This window comes from Streptococcus sp., from assembly GCF_032481935.1.
GTDB lineage: Bacteria > Bacillota > Bacilli > Lactobacillales > Streptococcaceae > Streptococcus.
The window spans coordinates 22,496-41,750 of record NZ_JAWERU010000016.1 but is presented as its reverse complement, the minus strand read 5'-3'; the positions used below and the strand labels follow the sequence as shown (position 1 = coordinate 41,750).

Here is a 19,255-nt window from a genome sequence, read left to right as displayed (position 1 = left end):
GACTTATGATTTTAACAGTCACAATGAACCCATCCATTGATATTTCCTATCCTTTGGATGAATTGAAAATTGACACTGTCAACCGTGTTGTAGATGTTACGAAAACTGCTGGTGGTAAAGGTCTTAACGTTACTCGGGTCTTATCAGAATTTGGTGACTCTGTAGTCGCAACAGGACTTGTCGGTGGTAAACTTGGTGATTTTTTAGTAGAAAATATTGATAATAATGTAAGCAAACGTTTCTTCTCTATTCAAGGTGAAACCCGTAACTGTATCGCAATTCTACATGGAGAAAACCAAACAGAAATCCTAGAAAAAGGTCCTGAAGTTCAAGAAAAAGAAGGTCAAGATTTCTTGGCTCATTTCAAAGAACTTTTAGAGACTGTAGAGGTAGTGGCCATTTCAGGTAGTCTACCAGCAGGACTTCCAGTGGATTATTATGCTAGTCTGGTTGAACTTGCTAACCAAGCTGGTAAACCTGTTGTATTGGACTGTTCAGGCGCTGCACTTCAGGCAGTTCTTGAGTCTCCACATAAACCAACAGTCATCAAACCAAATAATGAAGAATTATCTCAACTTTTAGGAAGAGAAATTTCTAAAGACTTGGATGAATTAAAAGAAGTCCTTCAAGAACCACTATTTGATGGAATCGAGTGGATTATCGTTTCCTTAGGTGCTAACGGAGCATTCGCTAAACACGGTAACACTTTCTACAAAGTAGATATTCCAAGAATTCAAGTAGTAAATCCAGTCGGTTCTGGCGATTCTACAGTGGCAGGTATTGCTTCAGGTCTTTTCCATAAAGAAACGGATCAAGAATTACTGACTAAGGCGAATGTCCTTGGTATGCTAAATGCTCAAGAAAAAATGACTGGTCATGTCAATATGGCAAACTATCAAGGCCTATATGACCAACTAGTAGTGAAAGAGGTATAAAATGGTTTTAACAGAAAATAAACGTGCTTGTATGCAAAAACTCTCTAATGAGAATGGTATCATCTCAGCTCTTGCTTTTGACCAACGTGGTGCTTTGAAACGCCTTATGGCTCAATACCAAACAGAAGAGCCAACAGTAGCTCAAATGGAAGAACTTAAAGTCTTGGTAGCGGATGAATTGACAAAATACGCTTCATCTATGCTTCTTGACCCTGAATACGGACTTCCTGCAACAAAAGCTTTGGATAAAGAAGCTGGTCTTCTTCTTGCATATGAAAAAACAGGATATGATACTTCAAGTACAAAACGTTTGCCTGACTGTTTAGATGTTTGGTCTGCAAAACGTATCAAAGAACAAGGTGCAGATGCAGTTAAATTCTTGCTTTACTACGATGTAGATAGTTCAGATGAATTGAACCAACAAAAACAAGCTTACATCGAACGTGTTGGTTCTGAATGTGTTGCCGAAGATATTCCTTTCTTCTTGGAAATCTTGGCTTACGATGAAAAGATTGCTGATGCAGGTTCTGTAGAATATGCGAAAGTAAAACCTCGTAAAGTTATCGAAGCTATGAAAGTATTCTCAGATCCACGTTTCAACATCGACGTATTGAAAGTTGAAGTTCCAGTAAACGTGAAATATGTTGAAGGATTTGGTGATGGAGAAGTCGTTTACAGCCGTGAAGAAGCAGCAGCATTCTTCAAAGCTCAAGACGAAGCTACTAACTTGCCATACATCTACTTGAGTGCAGGTGTATCAGCTAAATTATTCCAAGAAACATTGCAATTTGCTCATGATTCAGGTGCTCGTTTCAACGGTGTACTTTGTGGTCGTGCTACTTGGGCGGGTTCAGTTGAACCTTATATCAAAGAAGGTGAAGCAGCAGCTCGCGAATGGCTTCGTACAACTGGTTTTGAAAACATTGATGAACTCAATAAAGTACTTCAAACAACAGCAACTTCATGGACCGAACGTGTCTAAATTTCCCCCCTTTTATGTCCTAAAACCTAGCTAAAAAACTTTTAAAAAAAGTTGTATGTAAAGGTTTACAAAATAAAAATCTTGTGCTATACTTAAGTCACAAGTTAATAAAAAGTGAGTGTTACTAAGTAATATTAGGCATGATCACAGATGACTCAGATGTATATTTTTTGAGTTCATTTGTGGTCATTTTTTATGCTCACAAAACTTAAATAATAGGGCAAGGAGGTTGCCATGTATCGGATATTAAATCCAATGAATAACAATGTTTCTCTCGTGCGGAATAGCAAGGGAGAGGAGTTGATCGTAATTGGTAAGGGTATTTCGTTCGGTAAGAAGAAAGGAGATTTGATTTCTGAGGATCAGGTTGAAAAAGTTTTTCGGATGAAAACAGAAGAGTCGCGAGAAAACTTTATGGCTCTTCTAAAGGATGTACCGCTTGATTTTATTACGGTCACTTATGAGATTATTGATAATCTTTCTAAAAAATATCAATATCCTGTCCAAGAGTATCTATACGTCACTCTGACAGACCATATCTATTGTTCTTATCAGGCTATTAGCCAAGGACGCTATAAGGATAGTAACTTGCCTGACATTTCTGCCAAATATCCTATCGCTTTTCAAATTGCACAAGAAGCTTTTGAAATTTATCGTCAAAAACTGACAGAAAATTTTCCTGAAGACGAAATCATTCGTATCGCTTATCATTTCATCAATGCCGAAGGTGAGAGTGAAGTCGAAGTTGTTGAGTCGATTGATAAGAGAAAGGAAATTTTAAAGAGGGTCGAAAGCGTTTTGAAGAGTTATAAAATCCAGCGAACACCTGAAAATAATAATTTCTACGACCGCTTTATGATTCATCTAAATTATTTCTTGGATTATCTGGATCGTAGTCGCGATGATAATCAATCCTTGCTCGATATGGAAGAACATATAAAGAATACCTATCCAGAAGCATTCGAGATTGGTAGCAAAATTTATGAGGTCATTGCTCAGGAAACTGGTCTTGACCTCTACAAGAGTGAACGAGTTTATCTTGTTCTACACATCCAACGTTTATTGTCATAACGCTTTACTAAAAAATTTATAAGGAGAATTCTATCATGAATAGAGAAGAAGTAACATTGTTAGGTTTTGAAATCGTTGCCTATGCAGGTGATGCTCGTTCAAAATTATTAGAAGCCTTGAAGGCTGCTGAAGCTAGCGATTTTGCTAAAGCAGAAGCTCTTGTTGAAGAAGCAGCAGGTTGCATTGCGGAAGCTCACAAAGCGCAAACATCTATGCTTGCTCAAGAAGCTGCAGGGGAAGAAATTCCATACAGCATCACAATGATGCACGGACAAGATCACCTGATGACAACAATCTTGCTAAAAGATTTGGTGCATCATTTAATTGAACTTTATAAAAGAGGAGCTAAATAATGAATAAGTTAATTGCCTATATCGAGAAAGGGAAGCCTTTCTTTGAAAAACTATCTCGAAATATCTATCTTCGTGCTATTCGAGATGGATTTATCGCTGGAATGCCTGTCATTCTCTTCTCAAGTATTTTTATCTTGATTGCTTTTGTTCCAAACTCTTGGGGCTTTAAATGGTCTGATGAAGTAGTAGCACTTTTGATGAAACCTTACAGCTACTCTATGGGGATTCTAGCAGTCTTGGTAGCTGGTACCACTGCTAAATCTTTAACAGACTCCGTCAATCGTAGTATGGAGAAAACCAACCAAATCAACTATATGTCAACGCTATTGGCGGCTATTGTTGGTTTGCTGATGTTAGCAGCTGACCCAATCGAGGGTGGCTTTGCAACTGGTTTCCTTGGAACAAAAGGGTTGCTTTCAGCCTTCCTGGCAGCTTTTGTAACTGTAGCTATCTATAAGGTTTGTGTGAAGAACAACGTTACTATTCGCATGCCTGACGAAGTTCCACCGAATATCTCACAAGTCTTTAAAGACGTTATTCCGTTTACGCTTTCAGTTGTTTCTCTTTATGCTCTTGATTTGCTCGCTCGTCAATTTGTTGGTGCAAGCGTTGCAGAATCAATCGGTAAGTTCTTTGCACCTCTTTTCTCAGCAGCAGACGGTTATCTTGGTATTACTATTATCTTTGGTGCTTTTGCCTTCTTCTGGTTTGTCGGTATTCACGGTCCATCTATCGTTGAACCTGCGATTGCAGCGATTACTTATGCAAATGCCGAAGTCAACTTGAACCTTCTTCAACAAGGTATGCACGCTGATAAGATCCTTACATCTGGTACACAAATGTTTATCGTCACTATGGGTGGTACAGGAGCAACTCTTGTAGTTCCATTCATGTTTATGTGGTTGTGTAAGTCTAAGCGTAACCGTGCTATTGGACGTGCTTCAGTAGTTCCTACATTCTTCGGTGTAAATGAACCAATCTTGTTTGGTGCACCACTTGTTTTGAACCCAATCTTCTTTATTCCATTTATCTTTGCACCAATTGCAAACGTATGGATCTTTAAGTTCTTTATCGAAACTCTCGGCATGAACTCATTTACTGCCAACCTTCCATGGACTACGCCTGGACCTCTAGGTATTGTTCTTGGTACCAACTTCCAGTTCTTGTCATTTGCTCTTGCAGCATTGTTAATCGTAGTGGATATTGCAATCTACTATCCATTCCTCAAGGTTTATGACGAACAAATTCTTGAAGAAGAACGTTCTGGTAAAGCCAACGATGAATTAAAAGAAAAAGTAGCCGCAAACTTCAATACTGCTAAAGCTGATGCTATCCTTGAAAAAGCTGGAGTAGAATCAGCACAAAATACAATTACTGAAGAAACAAACGTGCTCGTTCTTTGTGCGGGTGGAGGAACAAGTGGTCTTCTTGCCAACGCCTTGAACAAAGCAGCAGCTGAGTACAAGGTGCCAGTTAAAGCTGCAGCTGGTGGCTATGGTGCTCACCGTGAAATGTTGCCAGAATTTGACCTTGTTATTCTTGCTCCTCAAGTAGCTTCAAACTATGAGGACATGAAGGCTGAAACAGATAAACTTGGAATCAAATTGGCTAAGACTGAAGGAGCTCAATACATCAAGTTGACTCGTGATGGTAAAGGTGCTCTTGCATTTGTTCAAGAACAATTTCAATAATAATAAATACTGTTGATTGAAGTGAGATGGAGAAGGGTACCTCACTAACTCCTCTCCGCTCGCTTTTCATTTTATCCAATCAAGAAATAGGTGAAAAAATGACAAAAACACTTCCAAAAGATTTTATTTTCGGTGGCGCAACAGCAGCTTATCAAGCAGAAGGAGCTACGCATACAGATGGTAAAGGTCCTGTTGCCTGGGACAAATACCTAGCAGATAACTATTGGTACACAGCTGAACCAGCGAGTGATTTCTACCATAAATATCCAGTAGACTTAAAATTAGCTGAGGAATATGGTGTAAATGGTATTCGTATTTCTATTGCTTGGTCACGTATTTTCCCAACTGGTTATGGTGAAGTAAATCCGAAAGGGGTAGAATTCTATCATAACTTATTTGCAGAATGTCATAAACGCCATGTAGAACCTTTTGTAACCCTTCATCACTTCGACACACCAGAAGCTCTTCACTCAAATGGAGACTTCTTAAATCGTGAAAACATCGAACACTTTGTAGATTATGCTGCCTTCTGTTTTGAAGAATTCCCAGAAGTCAACTACTGGACAACCTTTAATGAAATCGGCCCTATTGGAGATGGTCAGTATTTGGTTGGGAAATTTCCTCCAGGTATCCAGTATGACCTTGCCAAAGTTTTCCAATCCCACCACAATATGATGGTTTCTCATGCTCGTGCTGTAAAATTGTATAAAGACAAAGGCTACAAAGGTGAAATCGGGGTTGTTCATGCCCTTCCAACCAAGTATCCATTGGCTCCTAAAAATCCTGCAGACGTTCGTGCTGCTGAGTTGGAAGATATCATCCACAACAAATTTATCTTGGATGCTACATACCTTGGACACTATTCAGATGCAACAATGGAAGGTGTAAACCACATCTTATCAGTAAATGGTGGTAGCTTGGACCTTCGTTATGAAGACTTTGCAGCACTTGAAGCAGCTAAAGATTTGAACGACTTCCTTGGAATTAACTACTACATGAGTGACTGGATGGAAGCCTTTGATGGTGAAACAGAAATCATCCATAATGGTAAAGGGGAGAAAGGAAGCTCTAAATACCAAATCAAAGGTGTTGGTCGTAGAGTAGCGCCTGACTATGTACCTCGTACTGACTGGGACTGGATCATCTACCCTCAAGGTTTGTATGATCAAATCATGCGTGTTAAGAAAGATTATCCAAACTACAAGAAGATCTACATCACTGAAAACGGACTTGGATACAAAGATGAATTTGTGGACAACACTGTTTACGATGATGGCCGTATTGATTATGTGAAACAACACTTGGAAGTATTGTCTGATGCGATTGCAGATGGTGCAAACGTCAAAGGATACTTCATCTGGTCACTCATGGACGTCTTCTCATGGTCTAATGGTTATGAAAAACGTTACGGACTTTTCTATGTTGATTTCGATACACAAGAACGTTATCCTAAGAAATCTGCACATTGGTATAAAAAACTAGCTGAGACGCAGATTATTGAATAAGCTAATCAAAGAATAAAAATAGCTTAGTATTACTGATATACATAATATGGGATTTAGTTTTGCATAGAGCATGACTAAATCCTTTTTATCTAGATTTTACCTGAAAGTCAAAAAAATTCTTGACAGATTTATGTGATAGGAGTAAACTATTAACTAGTTAAATAACTGGTTAAGCACATAAAGAGGTAACTCACTCGCTCAAATCTTGTTTGAAATATAGAAAATAGGAGGAGTTTTAAAAGTGAGTTATTTTTCTAAATCGATATTTAACCGGTTAAGGATGTTCTTGAGGAAAAGTATAGTTCTTCTTTAACGAATAAATGAAAATAGAAAGTGTGTTTAGATGAAAATCAATAAAAAATATGTTCTTGGTTCGGTAGCTCTTTTAGCATTAAGCCTTTCCAGTTATGAATTGGGGCGTTACCAAGCGTTACAGACTAGCAAAGAGTCTAATCGTGTGTCTTATATAGAAGGGAATCAGGCTAGTGCTAAGACTGAAAATCTGACGCCAGATGAGGTTAGTCAGCGAGAAGGTATTAATGCAGAACAGATTGTCGTTAAGATTACCGATCAAGGCTACGTAACTTCACATGGAGACCATTATCATTACTATAATGGCAAGGTTCCTTATGATGCTATCATTAGTGAAGAACTTCTGATGAAAGATCCGAATTATCAACTTCGAAATGAGGATATTGTCAACGAAGTCAAGGGTGGTTATGTCATTAAGGTTGATGGTCGCTATTATGTATACCTCAAAGATGCATCCCATACAGAAAATATTCGTAGTAAGGATGAGATCAATCGTCAGAAGCAAGAACACGGACATGGTAGTGGAACAAAAGTTAGCAATGAAGTTACCCTAGCAAGGGCTCAGGGACGTTATACTACGGATGACGGCTATGTTTTTAATGCAAGTGATATTATTGAGGATACTGGCGATGCTTACATCGTTCCACATGGCAATCACTTCCATTATATTCCTAAGAGTGACTTATCGGCTAGTGAACTCGCTGCAGCCCAAGCCTTCTTATCTGGAAAAGGTGGCCAATTAAGTACGGTTGAATATCGTTCTAGCAGGGGAGAAACAAGATCTAGTGTGAGAACGAGTCAATCTGAGATACCTCAAAATCCTGCAACAGATTCTGAAAGTCAAAGTGAGGATTTAGCTAGTCTTCTTCAAGAATTGTACGCTTTGCCACTTAGCCAACGTCATGTGGAGTCTGATGGATTAGTATTTGACCCAGCACAGATTACAAAACGTACTGCAAATGGTGTGGCAGTTCCTCACGGGGATCATTTCCATTTCATTCCTTATTCGCAAATGTCTGCTTTGGAAGAAAAATTGGCTCGAAATCTTCCAATTGGAGGTCAGCCAGTTCAAAGTCATTCTGACAATCCGAAACCAAGCAGTACAGATAAACCAAGTTCAACCATTAAACCAAAATTTGATCTCAATACGCCGGCACCGAATCGAGGAACTGGAGGAGCCTATACAACGGATGATGGGTATGTCTTTAGTCCGACAGATGTGATTGAAGATACAGGAGACGCTTTTGTTGTACCGCACGGCAATCATTTCCACTATATCCCTAAGAGTGATTTGTCAGCAGGAGAATTGGCTGCAGCCCAAGCTTATTGGAATGGGAAGCAGGGCTCACATTCTGCTACAAGCTCAAGTAAACCAAGTAGTAACAATCCAAATCCGGCTCCAGCCCAACCAAGTTTGACAGAGACTCCAAACCTGACTGTCACCCCAACTTATCATCAAAATCAAGGGGAAGACATTTCAACACTTTTAAGTGAATTGTATGCCAAACCTTTATCAGAACGTCATGTGGAATCTGATGGATTAGTCTTTGATCCTGCTCAAATCATCAAACGTACTGCAAATGGTGTCGCAGTGCCTCACGGAGACCATTATCACTTTATCCCTTATTCCCAAATGTCTGATTTAGAGCAGAAGATTGCAAGAATGATTCCGTTAAAAGGGCAAAATGGCAGTGTCTTGCCAAGTGTTACTCCTCTGAAGCCAGCTCCTACTACCAAATCTCAAGCACCAGTGGAAAATAAACCGACTGAACTTGATGTCAACCAGGTTGTTAGAAAAGTTGGAGACGGATATATTATCGAGGATAAGGGCGTTAGTCGTTATGTTCTAGCTAAAGATTTGGCTAAAGAGAATCTTATAGCTTTTGAGAAAAAACTAAATAAGGTGGCTACACCATCTCATACCTTAGCGGAGAAGAAAAGCACAATAGCTCCTAGGGATCAGGAATTCTATGATAAGGCTTATAGTTTGTTGGAGCAAACGCATAGGAACTTACTTGAAAATAAGGGACGGCTATCTGACTTCCAGATTTTAGATCAATTGCTAGAAAGATTAAATGATGAACATGTAAACAAGGTAGCCTTTGTAGATGATTTGCTTAAATTTATTGCACCGATTAGTCATCCAGAACGTCTTGGTAAGCCAAACTCACAAATCGAGTATAGTGCCGATGAAGTTCGTGTAGCTCAGCTAGCAGATAAGTACACAACATCGGATGGCTACATCTTTGATGTGCATGATATTATCAGTGATGAGGGGGATGCCTATGTAACACCACATATGGGGCATAGTCACTGGATTAGTAAGGATAGTTTGTCCGAAGCTGAGAGGGCAACTGCTCAGGCTTATGCCAAAGAGAAGAGATTGACGCCTCCTTCGACAGATAATCAGAACTCAACAAAATCGGAAGCAAAAGGGGCAGAAGCTATCTATAATAGGGTAAAAGCTGAGAAGAAGGTACCGCTAGATCGCATGCCGTATAATCTACAGTATGCAGTTGATGTCAAAAATGGTAACTTGATTATCCCTCACTTTGATCATTACCATAATATCAAGTTTGAATGGTTTGATGAAGGGCTTTACGAAGCTCCTAAGGGATATGCGCTTGAAGATCTTTTTGCGACTGTGAAGTACTATGTCGAGCATCCAAGCGAGCGTCCGCATTCGGATAGTGGTTGGGGAAATGCAAGTGACCATGTTCTAAGAAATCAAAATGGACAACATGACCATTCGAATAATGAAAAACCAAATAATGAAAAACCAAATGAGGAGAAACCTCAGACAGAAAAAACTGAAGATGAAAAAACTCTTGAGGAGAAACCGCAAACGGAAAAGCCAGAGGATACTAAACCAGCCGATGAACCAGCTGATGAACCAGAAGAATCTCCAGAGAAAGAACCACAGGTTGATACTGAAAAGATAGAAGCTAAACTACAAGAAGCAGAGGAGTTATTAAAGAATGTGACAGATGCAGGAGTGAAATCCAATGCTAGCGAAACCTTGGCTGGTTTACGTAATAATCTAACACTAGGTACTATGGATAACAATGGTATTATGGCTCAAGCTGAAAATCTCATAGCCTTACTAAAAAATAGTAAACCTAAAGCAAACTAAAACAATTAAAAGTCAAATGATAAAAATGACTAGTGAGAACTGATAATGAAATCTAGTTCTCACTTTTTTCATGAAAATGTATAAAAAATATTGACATTTTAAATTTTTAAGAGTAAAATGTTTACTAGTTAATTAAATGGTTAAATACTAGTTAAGGAGTTGTTATGAAAAAAAGAACTATCCTATGGCTCATGCTGGCCTTCTTTGCCCTCGTTTTAGGAGCTTGTGGACAAAAGACCAGTCAAGACAAGAGTGTTGAAAATAAGGGAATGAAGATTGTGACCAGTTTTTATCCTGTCTATGCTATGGTCAAAGAGGTTTCAGGTGATCTAAATGATGTTCGGATGATTCAGTCTAGTTCTGGTATCCATTCTTTTGAACCTTCTGCAAATGATATTGCAGCTATCTATGATGCCGATGTTTTTGTTTATCATTCCCATACCTTGGAGTCATGGGCAGGAAGTTTAGACCCAAGTCTGCAAAAATCTAAGGTGAAGGTTTTAGAAGCATCAGAAGGTATGACTTTAGAGCGCGTGCCTGGCTTAGAAGATATGCAGGCAGGAGATGGGATTGATGAGAAGACCTTGTACGATCCTCACACTTGGCTTGACCCTGAAAAGGTTGCAGAAGAAGCGCAGATTATTGCTGATAAGTTATCAGAATTGGACAGTGCCAACAAGGATACATATCAGAAAAATGCACAGAACTTTAGTACCAAAGCTCAAGACTTAACCAAGAAATACCAACCCATCTTTGAAAAAGCTAATCAAAAAACTTTTGTAACCCAACACACAGCTTTTTCTTATTTAGCTAAACGATTTGGGCTCAATCAACTTGGAATTGCGGGAATATCTCCTGATCAAGAACCAAGCCCAAGACAATTGACTGAGATCCAGGAATTTGTAAAAACTTATAAGGTCAAAACCATCTTTACAGAGAGTAATGCTTCATCAAAGGTAGCTGATACACTTGTCAAATCAACAGGTGTGAATCTGAAAACCCTAAATCCTTTAGAGGCAGACCCACAAAATGACAAGTCCTACTTAGAAAACCTAGAAGAAAATATGGCTATCTTAGCTGAAGAATTGAAATGAGGAGATTATGAAGATTAATAAAAAATATCTAGCAGGATCTGCAGTGGTCCTTGCTTTAAGTGTCTGCGTTTATGCTTTGAATCAACATCAAGCACCTGAGAAAAAAGATGATAATCGTGTATCCTATGTTGACGGTAAAGGATCTGAAGCTAAGAAGAATGAATCTCTGACACCAGATCAAGTTAGCAAGAAGGAAGGAATAGAAGCTGAACAGATTGTTACCAAGATCACTGATCAAGGTTATGTGACTTCCCACGGCGATCATTTCCATTACTATAATGGAAAGGTGCCTTATGATGCTATCTTTAGCGAAGAACTGGTCATGAAAGATCCGAACTATCAGTTGCGTGATCAAGATATTGTCAATGAGATTAAAGGTGGCTATATCATCAAAGTGGACGGTAAATACTATGTCTATCTAAAAGATGCGAGTCACGCTGATAATATTCGCACCAAAGAACAAATCGAGCAGCAAAAACAAGAACACACATCAGATAGTGGTAGTGCAAGTGAGGAAGTTCTTGCTGCCAGAGCACAAGGCCGATATACAACGGATGATGGTTATGTCTTTAATGCTGCAGATATTATTGAAGATACAGGGGATGCTTATATCGTTCCTCACGGTGGGCATTATCACTACGTTCCAAAGAGTGCCCTATCTTCAAGTGAATTAGCAGCAGCTCAAGCCTATCTAGCTGGAAGAGGAAGTCAACCAAGTTTGACGGATTATAAACCAAATCCAAGTGTTACACCAAGTTCTCAAGCCGATAGCCCAGCAACAAGCATCCCAGTAGATCCAGAGGATAGTCTCCAAAGTCTTCTTGCTCAGTTATATGCTTTACCAGTTAGTCAACGCTATCAAGAATCTGATGGTTTGGTATTTGACCCAGCTAAAATTACCAGTCGAACACCATCAGGAGTTGCGATTCCACACGGCAATCACTACCATTTCATTCCTTATAGTAGTATGTCTGCTTTGGAGAAAAGAATTGCTCGTTTGATACCACTTGGCGGTGCCCTAACACTAACAAAGCCGTTAGAAAATCAAAATAAACCAACAGTTCAGCGTGATCATGAAAATGTAAGTCATAAGAACCATCATGAGGATGAACATGATCATGGCTTTGCCGCTGAGCGTGTGATTAGAGAAGATGAGCAAGGTTTTGTAGTTTCACATGGGGACCATGCTCACTATTTCTTCAAAAAAGATTTGTCAGCAGAGCAGATAAAGGCAGCGCAAGAGCATTTGCATGGTCATGGCCGAACAGAAGTTCCAAAAGATAATCCTAACACTCCTAAAGAGGACCAAGCGAAGCACGAGCATCATGAAGATGAACATGATCATGGCTTTGCAGCTGAGCGAGTGATTAGTGAGGATGAGCAAGGTTTTGTGGTTTCACATGGAGATCATGCCCACTATTTCTTTAAAAAAGATTTGTCAGCAGAGCAGATAAAGGCAGCTCAAGAGCATCTGCATGGTCATGGCCGAACAGCAGTTCCAAAAGATAATCAAAACACTCATAAAGAGAATGAAGTGAAACACGAGCATCATGAAGATGAACATGATCATGGATTTGTAGCTGAGCGAGTGATTAGTGAGGATGAGCAAGGTTTTGTGGTTTCACATGGAGATCATGCCCACTATTTCTTTAAAAAAGATTTAACTAAAGAGCAGATTAAGGCAGCGCAAGAGCATCTGCATGGTCACCATCAGGCAGAACCTGTTAAACCTCTTGCCAAGACTGTAGAAAGTTTCTCTCGAGATGCCAGCGATGAAGAAAAGATAGCTTATATCTCTAAAACCTATGGTGTTCCGCTTGAAGCTATCCGAATTTCAAATGGATTCTTTGTATTTGGAAATCCAGACCAGGCTTATGACCCAACTCACATTCACCCTTATGCAGTTCGTAAGGAACACGTTCGTATTCCACTAGTAACTGGGGACCCAGAACTTGATTTCCTAAACGAACTCTATACAACCGCTCTTCGTGATGGCGTTTCTCCTTATAGTTTGCAGGTTGAAAATGGTAGCTTCGTCATTCCTCACGGTGATCATAATCACTACATCAAAGTACAAACTAAAGGCTATGAAGTGGCTTTGAAAAACAAAATTCCTGCATTACAGTCAACTTACCAACCTGGTGCTTTTGATGAAAAAGCAGTCCAGTATAAGATTGATCAACTCTTGGCAGAGAGTCGCGAACTTTATAAAGATAAACCAAGTCTGCAAAGACAAATTGAGCTTGCCTTGGGACAATTCTCTGAAAATATGAAGAAGCTCTCAACCAACTCAACAGCTGGTTATCTGGCTGCTTTAGATCTCTTTGACAAGCAGTATATCCACGTTGACTCTAGTGTAAAACCAACAGAAATCAGTCCATTAGACAAGAAATATCAAGCTTTAGTAGATAAGATTAATACCTTAGACACAGATGCTTATGGACTCCCTAAAAAGGATCTCTTGGCTCAACTCCAAGAAAATAAATTGGCTCAAGATGAGGCTGGTTTAGATGCTGTCGAAGCTAAACTAGAAGCTCTTCAAGACTTTAATGATCGTACTGGAGTTACAACAGTAGAGTACATTAAGTATTTCTATCAACATCTGTCAGATGGTCGTTTAAATGACACTCTTAGAAATAAGGTTGCCAACTTAACTTGGACCCTTTATCAGTCACAATCCTTCCTTAAGGCGACTGACTTGAACAAACTCTTCCCTGAAATCTATCAAACAAAATTAGAGGTAGAAGAAGCAGTGAAGAATGAAGCTGTTGCTCATAAGCCTTCTGAAACGATTTTAGATACTGAAAAAGTGGATGGTCACAGTGCTAAAACGGCAGTCTATGAATTTTTGAAAGGTTTGTATGATGATATTAAGCCTGAGGAACAAAGTAATCATGTTCGAAAAGGTCAAGTAGAAGAACTTTTAACAAAAGCTGAAGAATTAGTGGCTCAAGTCAAAGAAGAGGGAGTTAAAGCTTCACTTGCTGATGAAGTGAAAAATCTGAAAGCTGCTCTAGATAAAGAGGACGCAGACCTTGATGAACTAAACACTCAAGTCCAAGACCTTCTGAAGCGTATTTCACAAACCATTCAGACTGAACGTGAGAATGCCAACCAAGACCCAGAGGTTTTAGTTCTTTACCAAAAACTTTATAATGGTGTCATTGCCCTTCATACTTATTTGGAAGTGAATAATGGTTCTGATGCGGACTTTGAAAAAGTAGATGCCTTGTTTGATAAATTGTCAGCTGCAAGCAAAGACAAGCAAGCTCTTCTAGCTCTTGCTCAAGAAATTGTCTCATTAAACCAGGAATTTCAATCCAAAGTCAAGCCAGCTGAAGCTAGCACTGAAACAGCCAATAAAGAAACAAATGATAAACAAGCTGAGTCAACCTTAACTCCTGCAACTACATCTCCAGAAACAAGAGAAAAAGTAGCAGAATAATAAAAAAATCAGACAACTATCGTGTCAAAAGTAGGATGCTGATAAAAAAAGAGGTCGGGAATTTTTTCCCGATCTCTTTAGTCTTTATAAGCTACAATTCCGATGATTGTATCAACAGCACGTTCCATTGTTTGTAGACTAACGTATTCAAAACGTCCGTGCATATTTTCACCACCTGCGAAGATATTTGGTGTAGGAATTCCCATAAAGGAAATTTTAGAACCGTCTGTTCCTCCACGGATAGGCTCGATAATTGGTGCAATATCAAGACTTTCCATGACTGCTTTAGCGATGGTGATTGGAGTCATATCCTTTTCAATGACTTCCTTCATGTTGTAATATTGGTCTGTCAAAGTCAAGGCTACACGATCGCTACCAAGTTCTTGATTCATTTTGTCAGCAATAGCTTTCATAGCAGCTTTTCGTGCTTCGAAGTTTTCTTTTTCAAAGTCACGAATGATGTAACTAGCACGCGCTTCCTCAACAGTTCCTGTTACATCCATGAGATGGTAGAAACCTTGGTAACCATCTGTTAATTCTGGTCGGTCACCAGCTGGAAGTTGATTGTGGAAGTCGATTGCTAACTGTAGAGCATTGACCATTTGCCCCTTAGCTGTTCCTGGGTGAACATTACGACCTTGGAAGTGAAGTTCGGCACCTGCAGCTGAGAATGTTTCATACTGAAGTTCACCGAGAGGCCCGCCGTCTACAGTGTAGGCAAAGTCAACATCAAAATCCTCTGCATCAAATTTATTGGCACCAACACCGATTTCTTCATCAGGACCAAAGCCGACACGGATTTCACAGTGTTTAATCTCAGGATGAGCAGTCAAGTATTCGATAGCTGTCATGATTTCAGCGATACCAGATTTGTCATCAGCCCCGAGCAAAGTAGTTCCATCAGTAGTGATCAAGGTTTGGCCAGGATATTTCTCTAAGCTCTTGAAATCCGCTGGATCTAGTTTGAAACCAGAGTTCCCAAGCTCGATAACGCCACCATCATAATTTTCAATAACTTGCGGGTTAACACCTTCAGCATTAAAATCAGCTGTATCCATGTGGGAGATAAAGCCGATCTTACGAGTCAAACTAGGATCGTTAGCTGGAAGAGTACCTATAGCAAAACCGTTTGGCAAATAATAGACATTTTGCAAACCGACACGTTTCATCTCAGGGATGAGGACATTGGTTGCGAAGTCTACTTGACTTTGGGTACTTGGTGTAGTAGTTGAATGTTCATCAGAACGTGTATTGACTTTGACATAAGTCAAAAAACGCTCCAACAATGTTGGATATTTCATCGTAACTCCTTTTTTCCTTCTTTTAAAACCATTGTATCATAGAAAGAAGAGAAAAACAAAAGTCAGAAGGGAGTAACATTCTTATGTTAGCGTTTACTTATGGCTGTTTTAGTGATACAATAAAAAAGATAAAAATATCACAAGGATGCAGAGATGAAAAAAGCGATTTTAATGATGACATTTGGTTCTCCAGAAGAGATTACCTTTGAAGGAGTAGCCGACTTTTTTACCAACATTCGTCGTGGAGTTCGACCTCAAGATCACGAGATTCAAACACTTTATGATAATTATGTTCGAATTGGAGGAACTCCACTACAAAAAATTACCCGTGAAGAAGTTGCCTTGGTAGATGCTAGATTGGGAAAAGAATATAGTGTCTATTTTGCCAATAAATTTTCAACCCCTTTTATTCCAGATGTGATTCGGCAAATGGAAGCAGATGGAATTGAAAAGTGTATTTGCTTGATTTTGGAGCCACACTATTCCTTTTACTCTGTCATGGGTTATGAAAAGTTTTTGGAAAGCAAACAAATTCAGTTTTTAGTTATTAAGGACTGGTATCAAGAAGAAGCCCTCTTAAACTATTGGACAGATGAAATTGCTAGGATTTTAAAAGAAAAGGTGAAACAGGATAGCTTTAAAGTCATCTTTTCTGCCCACAGTGTGCCCATTTTTGCCTTGGATTTTGGTGATCCCTATATCGACCAGATTTTCGAAAATAGCAAACTAATTGCTGAAAAATTAGGCTTGAAACCAGAGCAATATACCAACACTTGGCAGAGCGAAAGTGATATTGGTATTCCTTGGATTAAGCCAGATGTTTTGGAGTATCTCAGAGAACAGACAGAACATCCAGACCATTATATTTTTGTGCCTATTAGTTTTATCAGTGAGCACATTGAAGTCTTGTTTGACAACGATGTGGAATGTCATGACTTGTGTCAGGAATTGGAGGTGAACTACCATCGTCCACCAATGCCAAATACAGATTCTCGTTTGATTGATGCCTTGGTCAATATTATCCGAGCTAACGAACATAAGGAATTTAGAGAATTCCTCCCAGAAGAAGAGACCTTTGATGAATTAGTCCCTTCGGATGAAACTAAGAATATTTTAGATGAATCACAAGACTTACAAATGCCAGAATTTGTCAAAAAATTAATTGAGAAAAAAGGTCGTGAAAATGTCAAGATGCCTTATTTAATCAAAAAAATGCTTGAAAAAGCTGGCAAATTACCTAAAGACTAAGTGAAAATAGAAAAGAACTGGTAATACTCTTCGAAAATCAAATTCAAACTGCGTCAACGTCGCCTTGCCGTACTCAAGTACAGCCTGCGGCTAGTTTCCTAGTTTGCTCTTTGATTTTCATTGAGTATAAGGTTTGTTTCAGATTTCTGCTAAGGTAGGATATAACTTAGAAGGTGAAAGAAAAGGCGGTGGGACAGAAATCAATAGACAAAGTCTTGATTTCGTAGTCCCAGCCCCGCGAGGATGATTAGGAGCTTTTTGGAGTCTAAAAGACGAACAAAAAGTTCAATCAGCTACCGCGTCAAATTATGATTTATAATAAAAAGTGAGGTCGGGATCGTTTTGTCCCAACCTCTTTTTAGGTGACTAGCATTTTTTGACCTAGTTTTTTCTTATTTACCCAAACAAAATTGGCTGAACAACTGTGTAATGAGCTCATCTGGAGCAGCATCACCAGTGATTTCCCCAAGAATTTCCCAAGTACGTGTCAAATCAACCTGAAGCAAATCAACTGGCATTCCCAGTTCAAGACCTTCGTTAACAGCTTGTAAGCTTTCAACAGCCTTTTCAATCAAGGAAATGTGGCGAGCATTGGACAAGTAAGTAGCATCTTGTTCGACCAAGCCAGCATTTTCAAAGAAGAGGTTGTTAATCCGTTCTTCAATCTTATCAATGTTTTGATTTTTGAGGACCGAAATACGGATGACATCTTCAGGAAGTTCCTGAGTTTCAATAGCCTCAGGTAGGTCAGTTTTGTTCAGTAGGATGATACGGTTGGTATCTTGGCTGATTTCAAGAAGTTGTCGGTCTTGGGCAGTTAGAGGTTCGCTGGCGTTTAAGACAAGTAAAACCAAATCAGCTTCCTTGAGAGCTTTTTTGGAGCGCTCGACACCGATTTGCTCGACGATATCATCTGTTTCACGGATACCTGCAGTATCAATCAACTTCAGTGGAACACCGTTGATGTTGACGTATTCTTCGATGACATCTCGAGTAGTCCCTGCAATATCAGTAACAATGGCCTTGTCTTCACGTAGGAGGTTGTTGAGTAGGCTAGATTTTCCAACGTTGGGACGACCAATGATAGCTGTTGAAATCCCTTCACGTAGGATTTTACCGCGACGAGCTGTTCTAAGGAGATTGGTTAGTAATTGTTCAAACTCCAAGGTCTTTTCACGGACAACAGCAGTAGTGGCTTCTTCAACATCGTCGTACTCAGGATAGTCGATATTAACCTCTACTTGTGCTAGTGTATTGAGAATTTCCTGGCGCGTATTGTTAATGAGGTCAGATAAAGAACCGTCTAGTTGTTTAACTGCAATATTCATGGCCTTATCAGTCTTAGCACGGATGATATCCATAACAGCTTCGGCTTGCGTCAAATCCACACGACCGTTAAGGAAGGCACGCTTAGTAAACTCACCAGGCTCTGCCATACGAGCACCTTCACGGATAGCCAGTTGGAGAATTTCATTGGTTACTGCGATTCCACCGTGGGTGTTAATCTCGATGATATCCTCACGAGTAAAGGTCTTTGGAGACTTCATTGCCCCAACCATAACCTCGTCCATGACCTTGCCTGACTGAGGATCAACAATGTGGCCGTAGTTAAGAGTGTGGCTAGCAACCTTGCTCAAGTCCTTGCCTTTAAAGATTTTCTGCGCAATGGCAAAACTATCCGTTCCGCTTAAACGAACAATCCCAATAGCACCTTCACCTAGTGGAGTGGAGATTGCTGCAATGGTATCAAATTCCCGTGTAATCATTTCAATTCCTTTATAGTTTATTTGTTTGTATTGACTAATATCTCTTAAAATTGTAACAAAATATAGTATTTTATTCAACGAATGGCACTTATAAAGAAAAGCCTAAGCAGATTGCTTAAGCTTTACTTAGTGCGCATTTCGCCTTGTGGGAAATAGGTTCCTTCAGGCATATCGTTGATAATGACATGAACAGCAGATTGAGGTGCACCAGTGTTGCGAACCACAGCTTCCGTTACTTCCTTAGCTAGGGCTTTCTTTTGCTCTAACGTGCGTCCTTCAAATAAATCGATGCGTACAAATGGCATAATTGCGTCCTCCACTAGTTATTTGATTTCTTCTATTTTACCACAATTTGCCGTTTAAAGCTTTGAGAAAATATGGTATACTAGAATGTAGCAAAAATTTAGAAATGGACGTGA

At 39.4% G+C, this 19,255-nt stretch carries 13 protein-coding genes; 10 read left to right on the top strand and 3 right to left on the bottom strand.

Annotated features, from left to right (window positions below; all coding sequences use genetic code 11):
- The first annotated feature begins 5 nt into the window (after nucleotides 1-5).
- From E7C97_RS04795 to E7C97_RS04755, 9 genes are all read left to right on the top strand, one after another.
- On the top strand, nucleotides 6-935 hold the full coding sequence (locus E7C97_RS04795; protein WP_316108319.1) for a tagatose-6-phosphate kinase: 930 nt from the start codon (nucleotides 6-8) through the stop codon (nucleotides 933-935).
- Between the two features lies 1 nt (nucleotide 936).
- On the top strand, nucleotides 937-1,917 hold the full coding sequence (gene lacD, locus E7C97_RS04790) for a tagatose-bisphosphate aldolase (RefSeq protein ID WP_316108318.1): 981 nt from the start codon (nucleotides 937-939) through the stop codon (nucleotides 1,915-1,917).
- Nucleotides 1,918-2,151: 234 nt separating this feature from the next.
- Entirely contained in the window at nucleotides 2,152-2,988 is an 837-nt protein-coding gene (locus E7C97_RS04785) for a PRD domain-containing protein (protein ID WP_061863124.1), read from the top strand.
- Between the two features lie 35 nt (nucleotides 2,989-3,023).
- Complete coding sequence (locus tag E7C97_RS04780; protein WP_049527213.1) at nucleotides 3,024-3,341, top strand: PTS lactose/cellobiose transporter subunit IIA; 318 nt, start codon at nucleotides 3,024-3,026, stop codon at nucleotides 3,339-3,341.
- Nucleotides 3,341-5,032: a lactose-specific PTS transporter subunit EIIC gene (locus E7C97_RS04775; RefSeq protein WP_316108317.1), complete on the top strand. Its 1,692-nt coding sequence runs from the start codon at nucleotides 3,341-3,343 to the stop codon at nucleotides 5,030-5,032. Before E7C97_RS04780 ends, E7C97_RS04775 begins: the two co-directional genes overlap by 1 nt.
- Nucleotides 5,033-5,130: 98 nt before the next feature.
- Entirely contained in the window at nucleotides 5,131-6,537 is a 1,407-nt protein-coding gene (gene lacG, locus E7C97_RS04770) for a 6-phospho-beta-galactosidase (protein ID WP_316108316.1), read from the top strand.
- 343 nt (nucleotides 6,538-6,880) lie between these two features.
- The gene (locus tag E7C97_RS04765; protein ID WP_316108315.1) at nucleotides 6,881-9,982 is read left to right on the top strand and encodes a pneumococcal-type histidine triad protein; all 3,102 of its coding nucleotides are present in this window, start codon (nucleotides 6,881-6,883) and stop codon (nucleotides 9,980-9,982) included.
- A gap of 164 nt (nucleotides 9,983-10,146) precedes the next feature.
- Nucleotides 10,147-11,076: a metal ABC transporter solute-binding protein, Zn/Mn family gene (locus tag E7C97_RS04760; protein ID WP_316108314.1), complete on the top strand. Its 930-nt coding sequence runs from the start codon at nucleotides 10,147-10,149 to the stop codon at nucleotides 11,074-11,076.
- Between the two features lie 7 nt (nucleotides 11,077-11,083).
- Nucleotides 11,084-14,521 (top strand): pneumococcal-type histidine triad protein, encoded by a 3,438-nt coding sequence (locus E7C97_RS04755; protein ID WP_398581237.1) that lies wholly within the window; start codon nucleotides 11,084-11,086, stop codon nucleotides 14,519-14,521.
- Between the two features lie 77 nt (nucleotides 14,522-14,598).
- Here E7C97_RS04755 and pepT read toward each other — a convergent pair whose 3' ends face one another.
- Entirely contained in the window at nucleotides 14,599-15,822 is a 1,224-nt protein-coding gene (pepT, locus tag E7C97_RS04750) for a peptidase T (RefSeq protein ID WP_075228568.1), read from the bottom strand.
- A 153-nt stretch (nucleotides 15,823-15,975) separates the two neighbouring features.
- Between pepT and hemH the strand changes: the two genes are divergently transcribed.
- Complete coding sequence (gene hemH, locus E7C97_RS04745; RefSeq protein ID WP_075228569.1) at nucleotides 15,976-17,070, top strand: ferrochelatase; 1,095 nt, start codon at nucleotides 15,976-15,978, stop codon at nucleotides 17,068-17,070.
- 392 nt (nucleotides 17,071-17,462) lie between these two features.
- On the opposite strand, the gene mnmE is transcribed toward hemH, so the two are convergent.
- Nucleotides 17,463-18,836: a tRNA uridine-5-carboxymethylaminomethyl(34) synthesis GTPase MnmE gene (gene mnmE / locus E7C97_RS04740; protein WP_316108313.1), complete on the bottom strand. Its 1,374-nt coding sequence runs from the start codon at nucleotides 18,834-18,836 to the stop codon at nucleotides 17,463-17,465.
- A gap of 122 nt (nucleotides 18,837-18,958) precedes the next feature.
- Nucleotides 18,959-19,141, bottom strand: coding sequence for a 4-oxalocrotonate tautomerase (locus tag E7C97_RS04735; protein WP_001117401.1), 183 nt, complete (start codon nucleotides 19,139-19,141; stop codon nucleotides 18,959-18,961).
- Between the last annotated feature and the right edge of the window lie 114 nt (nucleotides 19,142-19,255).

What these genes read in the sequence shown, in the direction of transcription:
- E7C97_RS04795 (WP_316108319.1), top strand. Translation starts at nt 6, where the DNA reads ATGATTTTAACAGTCACAATGAACCCATCCATTGATATTTCCTATCCT.
- lacD (WP_316108318.1), top strand. Translation starts at nt 937, where the DNA reads ATGGTTTTAACAGAAAATAAACGTGCTTGTATGCAAAAACTCTCTAAT.
- E7C97_RS04785 (WP_061863124.1), top strand. Translation starts at nt 2,152, where the DNA reads ATGTATCGGATATTAAATCCAATGAATAACAATGTTTCTCTCGTGCGG.
- E7C97_RS04780 (WP_049527213.1), top strand. Translation starts at nt 3,024, where the DNA reads ATGAATAGAGAAGAAGTAACATTGTTAGGTTTTGAAATCGTTGCCTAT.
- E7C97_RS04775 (WP_316108317.1), top strand. Translation starts at nt 3,341, where the DNA reads ATGAATAAGTTAATTGCCTATATCGAGAAAGGGAAGCCTTTCTTTGAA.
- lacG (WP_316108316.1), top strand. Translation starts at nt 5,131, where the DNA reads ATGACAAAAACACTTCCAAAAGATTTTATTTTCGGTGGCGCAACAGCA.
- E7C97_RS04765 (WP_316108315.1), top strand. Translation starts at nt 6,881, where the DNA reads ATGAAAATCAATAAAAAATATGTTCTTGGTTCGGTAGCTCTTTTAGCA.
- E7C97_RS04760 (WP_316108314.1), top strand. Translation starts at nt 10,147, where the DNA reads ATGAAAAAAAGAACTATCCTATGGCTCATGCTGGCCTTCTTTGCCCTC.
- E7C97_RS04755 (WP_398581237.1), top strand. Translation starts at nt 11,084, where the DNA reads ATGAAGATTAATAAAAAATATCTAGCAGGATCTGCAGTGGTCCTTGCT.
- pepT (WP_075228568.1), bottom strand. Translation starts at nt 15,822, where the DNA reads ATGAAATATCCAACATTGTTGGAGCGTTTTTTGACTTATGTCAAAGTC.
- hemH (WP_075228569.1), top strand. Translation starts at nt 15,976, where the DNA reads ATGAAAAAAGCGATTTTAATGATGACATTTGGTTCTCCAGAAGAGATT.
- mnmE (WP_316108313.1), bottom strand. Translation starts at nt 18,836, where the DNA reads ATGATTACACGGGAATTTGATACCATTGCAGCAATCTCCACTCCACTA.
- E7C97_RS04735 (WP_001117401.1), bottom strand. Translation starts at nt 19,141, where the DNA reads ATGCCATTTGTACGCATCGATTTATTTGAAGGACGCACGTTAGAGCAA.